The 6,514-nt window shown below is 60.3% G+C and carries 5 protein-coding genes; all 5 read left to right on the forward strand.

The genetic code is table 11. The features are described from left to right. On the forward strand, window positions 1-1,336 hold a 1,336-nt coding region (locus tag AC1DN0_RS39755; protein ID WP_477144452.1), incomplete at its 5' end, for a site-specific integrase. Between the two features lie 50 nt (window positions 1,337-1,386). Beyond that, window positions 1,387-2,871 carry a site-specific integrase gene (locus tag AC1DN0_RS39760; protein WP_477144453.1) on the forward strand — a complete coding sequence of 495 codons (1,485 nt, stop codon included), beginning with the start codon at window positions 1,387-1,389 and terminating at the stop codon, window positions 2,869-2,871. Next, entirely contained in the window at window positions 2,868-5,192 is a 2,325-nt protein-coding gene (locus tag AC1DN0_RS39765) for a hypothetical protein (RefSeq protein WP_477144454.1), read from the forward strand. The genes AC1DN0_RS39760 and AC1DN0_RS39765 overlap by 4 nt, the downstream gene beginning before the upstream one ends. Next, the gene (locus tag AC1DN0_RS39770; RefSeq protein ID WP_477144455.1) at window positions 5,185-5,664 is read left to right on the forward strand and encodes a hypothetical protein; all 480 of its coding nucleotides are present in this window, start codon (window positions 5,185-5,187) and stop codon (window positions 5,662-5,664) included. Before AC1DN0_RS39765 ends, AC1DN0_RS39770 begins: the two co-directional genes overlap by 8 nt. A gap of 112 nt (window positions 5,665-5,776) precedes the next feature. After that, a complete protein-coding gene (locus AC1DN0_RS39775; RefSeq protein WP_477144456.1) occupies window positions 5,777-6,277 on the forward strand; it encodes a hypothetical protein in 501 nt (166 codons plus the stop codon). Window positions 6,278-6,514 lie beyond the last annotated feature (237 nt).

Genomic DNA, 6,514 nt, shown 5'->3' on the forward strand with positions numbered 1-6,514 from the left:
CTGTTGGTATGTTCTGAAGTGTTGCGTGTGGGACGGCACGGAGACTTCAGATACCGCAACGGAAAAGTGCTTTTATGGTATCTTTCGCCGTTGCGTTTTTGTTGTGGGTTTAGGTTTTATGTTCGTTCAGGTCAGCGCCGCCGCCGTGCCGCGGGCGCTCCGGGGGGTTGCGCTGGTCGACAGCAACCACATGCCCAGGTACTGGGCCGCGGTCTGGCTGGTCATCGCGGGTGCGCAATGGGCAACGTCCACGCAGACCATGCGGCTGCGGTACATCGAGAACCTGTATGAGCATGCGGATCGGTCATTCAAGGCGAATGCGCTGGATGACGCGCTATCCGACCTTGACGATGCCCGGCTTGCGGACATTCTCGAGTCGTGGTTCGTGAGTCTGCGTAATCAGCCTGTTGCCACTCGCAGCAATGAGGACCGGTGGCAGACCGGACTGGCATTCGTGACATCGGTGATCACATGGCTGTCGAAGTCGGCGGACGCGAAGATGCGACAGATCGAGGCGCGCATCCACCGACTATCGACGCTTTACCGCCAGCTTCACATTCGCCAAGGTGCCCGCAGCGAGACCGTTCGGTCGTTGCCCTCCAGCGTGGTCGAGAATCTCTATCAGATCCTGGATCCGGAATCGGATGCCAATCCCTTCCAGCGCGCGCACACCCGCTGGCGGGTCTTCATCGCATTCGTGCTGATGCTGCATCAGGGTCTGCGCCGCGGCGAACTCTTGCTGCTGCCAGCAGACGCCATCAAGAGCAGCTATGACCGCGAACTTGGCCGGACAAGGTACTGGCTGAACGTCCGGCAAAACGAGTATGAAGAAGTTGGCAGCGACAGCCGTTACTCGAAACCCAGCATCAAAACGCTCCATTCGGTCAGGCAAATTCCCGTCAGCGACGCAACGGCGGGCCTGGTGCAGATCTATTGCGAAAATTACCGGGGCCGGCCTTCCCATTCGTTCATGTTAAACGCCCAGACTGGCGGCCCTCTTTCCACAGAGTCGTTGACGAAGATCTTTACAACGATATCGAAAGCGTTGCCTACGGATGTGCTGCAGGAACTGCACGACCGCACCGGAAAGAAGTCGGTCACCTGCCACGACCTCCGGCACACCAGCGCCGTATTGCGGCTTCACCAGCTGCTGGAGCGAGGCGACTCGATGCCCGAAGCGCTGCAGAAACTGCGTACATTCTTCGGATGGTCGAAAGAGTCGGACATGCCGTCGCGCTATGCTAGGGCTGTCTTTGAAAGCCGACTCGCGAGCGTATGGAACGACGCATTCGACGATCGTGTGGCCTTGCTGCGCGCGCTGCCGCAGGGACGCTGATCATGCTGGAGGCCTTCCCATCCCGGCTTCGTGGGCAAGCCGAGCCATCGGTGCTCGAAAGCATGGTGGCGTCACTGCCTGAGCTACCGCCCGTTGTACGCTACTACGACGACTTCGACGACCAACTCCGCTCCATCCCGGCAGTCCGTCAGACAGATGTCTTCGGACTTCACATCAATGGTCGGATGTTCCGGCTCGACTTTGGCCGGTATCCTGCTGTCTACGGCGCTCTGCAGAAGCATCTACTGGTCTTCCTGTTGGGCGAAGACTTGCATATCTCGACCTGCTTCAATGTATTGATCGCAGCAATGCATCTCGATGTGCATGACGTCGACCGCGTTGTTGCAGCCGGCCCAACCCGCATATCAACGATATGGATGGCGCTGCGCGCCCGTCAGTTGCCGGTTCACGCCTATCGTTTCGTTAAGGCGGTTCTGCGGCTGCTATGCAGACATCGCCAGCACGGGTGGTCCGAGTCCTATCTGACCTATGTCAGCGCTGCCCTGCCCGGCCCCGCGTCGGACTCATATGCCGGTGTGCGGTCGGGCGATGTCTTCCTGAGTGCTGATGAAGAAGCCGTAATCGTTCGCTACCTGGACGAAACGTCGGACCTCGTGAGGGCCCGAGGCTGGTCAGGCATCGCGCACGACGAGCTTTGCGAGGCTGCGATGGTGCTCTGTTCCTATCAGTTCGCCATGCGCCCAATTCAGGTCGCGATGCTGACGATGCGTGATGTACGGGTCTGGCAGACAGAGCCCCGCGGCGAACCGGCCGTTCACCTCACGTTTCTCATGGTCAAGCAGCGGGGAAGGCTTCGAAAAAGGCCGATGGTCCGTCGTGTGAAACAGGAGTGGGCGGTGCTATTCACGGCCCTGATTGCCTATGCAGATTTGCAAGGTCGTGACGCGAGCGATCGCGTCTTCGACGTCAGTTCCAATCATGAGGCCGGCTCTCGCATCGCCCGCTGCATGGAACGCCTCATCGGGGACGACGCTTGCGCGATGGACCTTCGTCATACGGCAGCCCAACGCCTCGTTGACGCTGGTGCAAGCCACGAAGAACTCGCCGAGTTCATGGGGCATTCCGATGTACGGACGGGGCTGGTGTACTTTGCGGCATCAGCCTCTCACGCGGAACGGGTCAACCGAGCACTCGGCGCGTCAGATATATACCGGCGGGTGGCAAAGATCGCGCACGATCGGTTCGTCTCCCCGGAAGAACTCACCCAGCTCAAGGGAGAACAGCAGATCGCCGGCGTGCCTCACGGCATCCCGATCGCCGGCATCGGCGGCTGCACGTCGGGGCAACCAGCCTGCCCCTACAATCCGGTGACGTCGTGCTACGGGTGCAGGAAGTTTATGCCTTTGCACGACAAAACGATGCACGAGAGTGTGCTGGCCGCAATGCGTGAAGTGGTCTTGCTCTTCGAGCAGAGTTCTCGTGGTGATGCCCAATCGCCGGCCTACCTGCAACTGCAGCGCACGATCGCCGAAATACAGGCGGTCATCGACGAGTTGGAAGGCGAGCGCCGATGAACCCACACTACTCTGCCTTCATCGAGTTGGGCAAGGCACTCGTCCGTGAAAAGGGCCTGCAGTGGGACATACCTCTGGACGAGGCAGGCACTGCTCGTGACGGTGTCGGCTGGAATCTGACGGCGGTTACCGGTGACGTGCCACCCCCAAACCACTACCTGCGAGATCTCGGCGCCGAGGCGAAGGCGCTGGCTATCGTCAATGCAGAGCGCGTCGAGCGTGGCCTGATGCCACTGCCCCGGCGAGCGCTGGCTGTCTCGTGGCAAGACCTGATTAAGGCAGCGGTGGCTGAACAGTTGCTGTTCAGGCGTAACACCACGCGGTATGTGGCACATAGCATCGCGCGTCCGCTGCGGGTGCTCGCCACGTGCGTGGACAAGACCCCGTGGCAACTGACCGCCGACGATCTGCGTGCGGCTGTTCGTATTGCAACAGCATGCCAGGCGACCGGCAAGCTGGGGGATCAGGTGGCCGGCATCGTCAAGACGGTGTTTGACGCTCAGCACATTTGCGATGCAGGCCCTTTGTACTCGTCGCTAGCTGTGCCGCGCATGCAAGTAAAAGGTACGAACAAAGCAAAGCATACCTGGTCGCAGGATGAACTACGGGCCGACCTGGAGGCTCGCAAGCGCGGCGAACGCCTGCCTGAGCGCCGGGCGTTCTGGGAGCTGACCCGCATCGTGATGACCGAACGGCCACGCACGTTCATGGACGAGCTGCGGTTCGCTGCGGTGCGCACTCTAATCGTGACCGGCATGCGTGCAGGGGAAGTTGCGTTGCTGCCGGTCGATTGGAAGCGTGAGCGGACGTATCTGGACTCGAAGGGTCGTCCAGCCGGTGAGTCCGGTGGCATCTCGACATCCTTGATGGTGCGCCACTTTGCGGAAAAGCAGCAGGACGCTGAAGCGGACAGTCGCGTCCTGTTTGAAGGCGCCCAGCCAGTCCCGGAAATGTTCCGGGCGTTGCTGACAGAGACACTTGACCGTGTAGCCAAGCTCACAGAACCGCTCCGCGCGACGCTGAAACTGCAATGTGAGACGGAGCGACTATTGCCATGGTATCCGGTCGACAGTCTCGTACCTGTCATCGAGCTTTACACCCGTCTGGCAGGCAACCCGTTCTGGCTAGGCATTGAGCGAGATCCGTTCATAAAACGCTACCGCGATGGCCTCGATCCGTCAGTGTTTGATGAACTGTATGACCACCAGTGTGCGCTGTGGCGAAATGGCACACTGACCCTCGACATGGCTGTCTACGTGTTTGGGAATCGTCTGGTGAAGGCGATGCGTGAAGGCAAGACAAGCATGCGCTTCCGATATGCTGATGGCTCGCCGATCGGCCTTGGAAAGCGGATGGAGTGGCACGCTGCATACTTGCACGTTGGCGAGCTCGAGGAGCATATCCGGTTCACGACGCCAACGAAGGTGTCCGACACCATGCGGCTTCCGCTGGCCACGGGATTCGTTGAGCCCTGGGAGTTGTTGTTCGTGCAGCCCAAACGGTCGGTGGCCGAGGAACGCAACGATGGGCTTTGCGATGTGACCCGCTACATGGCGGTCAACCGGCCAGACCCTACGTTCATCGGACAGTCGCTGGGTGACGCGAAGCACCTGCCGACGCTGTTTGAAAAGTACGGACAGACCGACGAAGACCGGGCCTTGAAGATCGAGGCACACATGCTGCGCCACATGCAGAACACCGAGCTGTTCCGGCTTGGCGTTGCCGACACGATCATCTCAAAGCGCTTCAACCGGCGCAGCGTTGCACAAAGCTATGAATACGACCATCGCAGCCTGGCGGAGGATCTTGACCAGATTGAAATTCCACAGGACGTCGAGATCCTGCTCGGCGAAAAAGCCGGCACGGTTGCCCGACTCATCAAGGGTGGCAAGGCCAGCGGTCCGATCGTCGATGCCTTCCGGCGCATCCAGAAAACGGAGGGCGACGCGGCCGCATACGAGTACCTGCGCGCCGAAGCGGACGGATTCCATGCCACCCCTTATGGGCACTGCCTGAACTCGTTCACGGTCGATCCGTGCGCCAAGCATCTGGAGTGCTTTGCCGACTGTCGTCACCTCTCGGCCACTGACCTGCCGGAGCACAGGCGGAACCTGATCCGGCTCGAGGGTCAGCTCAAGCTCGCCGTGGAGACGATCAAGGCCCGCCCATCGACCAGCATTGGTTGGCAAAACCAGCTCGACCACGCGGAAAAACGGCTGGCTGGCGTACAAGGGCTGCTCAAAACGCGGCCGGGCCACCGTCCCTTCCCCGATGGCATTGACCTCTCCTTGCCCCGACAACAGGGAATACTTGATGAATAAAGCCAATGAAGCGGCGTCGGCCGATGATGGGAAAATGCGCGAGATCCTTGAGGTATTGCTGACCGACGACGAGGACATCTCGGCGCGCGCCGTCGCCCGGCTGCATCCGTCCATCAAGGCAGCGTCGTCGATCACCCGCAGCGAGTCACGCTGCAGGCTGCTTGCCGAGTATCAGCAGCGCCAAGCGGAATACCGGCGCTGGCGTGGCCGCGCTGCCAAGCGACCTGGCGCTGACATGGCCGCGACGCTTGCCGACAAGGACCTCAGGATTACGGAGCTTGAAGCCACCGTGCAATTGCTGACGGCTTCCCACCTCGCAATGCTACGTGCCGTTGGTGAATTGGGCGGATTCAGCAAGTGGGCCAGATTCTACGAGCAGTATCGTGACGCCCGGGACAAGCTTGCAGAACTTGGCGCCCTACCCGAAGCGGCAATCGTCGCGATGCCTGAGAATCCTAAACGCCGGAACTAAGCGCGGCGACGCTGAATGCCATCCGGCGTGATACTGTCTGCATTGATGCTCGCAGCCACGAAATGGCTGCGGTTCCGCGGCGGAAGCCGTCTCTCTCCCGAAAGGAGCGTTCATGTCCTATTGCCCCTTCTTCCAGACCCTGCATGACGAAACCCGCCCTGTGGGCAACCTCGGCCGGGGAACACATTACTCCATCCTTCGGGCGCCGGTCTGGCATGACGAGCTTCTGAACCGGCTCGATCGCTGCGCATTCCTTGACCTCGCAGTCATCTGGGACGAGGACCATGACGATCGCGTGATCGACGCGCTCATGATGCTTTACGTCGGCGGCCTGCTCTCACCTGTGCGGTATATCGGGGAGCGCAAGGGTACGCTCTCTGTGTTGTTGGCTTCAGATGCAATGCGGACCTGGACCCCGAAGGCGCTGCAGCAGTATCGCGACGATATTGAGGATGTTTGCCAGTGCCTGGAAGATCCGTGGACGGCAAAAGTTGACGCCGTCGATGGGCGCGAGCACTCGATCATCCACAGTTCGGCCGAGAACGTCTCCATATACCTTCGCAACATCGACGTCCTGTGGGAACTGGGGGTCAAGCCAAGGACGCGATCGTAGTCCCACGCCCTAGTGCGCAACGCGCAACACCGCGGTCGTCAGACTCCCGGCCTGGCGTGTCCTTCCGTTGCGCCTCCACACAAAGCTCAACGCAACGAAGACGGGTGCCACGGGCACGCAACACGTGCTAGCCAAAAAAGTGGGGCCCTGTGGAAAATCCGTCCGTCTTCCGGCTGAAATACAACAAAACCTGAAAACCAAAACCAACGCAACACTAGGCCATAGGTGCCAAGAATG

The sequence above is a fragment of the Cupriavidus sp. 05N39 genome, assembly GCF_056397325.1.